The sequence below is a fragment of the Peribacillus sp. P4_C12 genome (assembly GCF_056402095.1).
Map to the genome: position 1 here is coordinate 1 of NZ_JBFUIB010000691.1, position 1,632 is coordinate 1,632.

Here is a 1,632-nt window from a genome sequence, read left to right on the forward strand (position 1 = left end):
TCCCAATGGAAGCCATCATTAACATGTTTATACGTGATAATAGTATAAGAAGAAGCTGCCTTGTTCTGTTGACGAAGAAACCGACAAAAGAAATCTTAGGGAATAGTGAAGCTGATGATATCCCATCTAATGTAATTTTCGAATTGAAAGATAATGAGAAGAGAACAAATAAAATTCTCCCACCGTTAACGCTAGGACAAGCTTCTGCAAGCTTGCAATCTGATGGGAGCTTTGCTATTCAGGCAGTCGATATTAAAGGTGGAAAATTAATCTTAGATGGTGCAGGGGTGATTAAAAATTCAAAATTAGTGGGTGTAATGAGTGCTGATGATATAGCTTCTCTAAATTGGTTGAACGGAACGGTTAAAGGCGGAATAATAGAAGCATCCCATCATGGTGATCCATTCAGCGTTGAAGTAATAAAAAGAACAAGGAGAAAAATTACAACAGAATTAAATGGGGAACATTTGACGATTAATATATCAATCGGCTACACAGGAAGGCTTTCGGAAGATTGGTATACTAAGGAAAATTCATTTAAAGAAAGCTACTTTAAAGATGCTGAGCGTGTTACAGAGGATAAAGTAGAGCAAGATGTTGAGAAAATCATAGGGAAATTACAACATGACTATAAGACAGGGGTAGCAGGATTGTATCGTTATGTGGAAAATCAGCATCCAAAGTTTTGGAAGAAGAACAAGAAGAAATGGGACGAAGTATTCAGTAAGGCCGATATTAATTATCATATAGATATAAGGATTATTGACTTTGGTTCGAAAGGCGGAACAAAGTAGGAATGGTGCTGACACAGCGACCTTTCTTTATGGCGCTTGGGTTAATGCTTTTACGATCGGTTACTTAAAACAATAAGAGCAACCTTATTGCAATGTAATTACTAGAGCAAATTCCACAGCTGACTATTGTAGCAAACGACGGACAAGCTTCTGAAGGAGGCAAATAAACAGCTCTTACCTGCATGCTCCAGATAGGGTTCGAACTTGCTCATATAGGAATCCCGGAAGTGCTCGTAGGAATAATTCCAGGCGGTGGTAGAACGATTAGCTTGCCTCTTCTCGTCGGACATGGTGTTGCGGCTGCAATTTCATATTTTTAAAAAAATGTTATTGGTAGGCTTGTTACTTCATCTGAAACTCTAATTCCAGATTGAACTGCTCCCTCAATCCAAGCAGGTAAAGTTGGTGTATGTTCGCCGGCAAAGTGGACTCTTCCTTTAGGAGTTGGAATGTATGGAAATAAGTCTGTTTCTTGACCAGGTTTAAACATTGAGAAAGCCCCAGAGGATTACTGATTAAGTGACCAGCTATAAGAAACATCTGTTAAAAACAGATTATATATTTGTTTACCATGTACTTTTGCCAAGTTATTTGAAAGCATTTCGAATACGATCTCCTTCAGGAAATTGTTCCCATAACATTGTATCATCTTCCTACGTGTAGCTGGCTAAAAGAATTTCAGACCCAGTTGAGCCTATTAAATGGCAGGGATAGTAGCCAATTTTCATGGGTAAATCATTTATCATTTTTCCTCCAAGAATCCCTTCCTTTTCCCAAAATCTCTATTTGAATTGAAGACCAATTTTTGTAGAAGCAACATATTGAAGTTCTCGAATGG

Annotated in this window: 3 protein-coding genes; 2 read left to right on the forward strand and 1 reads right to left on the reverse strand. The window is 37.9% G+C overall.

What is annotated here, in order from left to right:
- Both AC1DUW_RS28050 and AC1DUW_RS28055 read left to right on the forward strand, forming a co-directional pair.
- Window positions 1-794: Ger(x)C family spore germination protein (locus AC1DUW_RS28050; RefSeq protein ID WP_477644083.1), on the forward strand; the 794-nt coding region annotated here is incomplete at its 5' end.
- 182 nt (window positions 795-976) lie between these two features.
- Complete coding sequence (locus AC1DUW_RS28055) at window positions 977-1,114, forward strand: hypothetical protein (RefSeq protein ID WP_477644084.1); 138 nt, start codon at window positions 977-979, stop codon at window positions 1,112-1,114.
- On the opposite strand, the gene AC1DUW_RS28060 is transcribed toward AC1DUW_RS28055, so the two are convergent.
- Window positions 1,111-1,284: an FAD-dependent oxidoreductase gene (locus AC1DUW_RS28060; RefSeq protein ID WP_236694917.1), complete on the reverse strand. Its 174-nt coding sequence runs from the start codon at window positions 1,282-1,284 to the stop codon at window positions 1,111-1,113. The two genes, AC1DUW_RS28055 and AC1DUW_RS28060, sit on opposite strands and share 4 nt — an antisense overlap.
- Window positions 1,285-1,632: the final 348 nt, after the last annotated feature.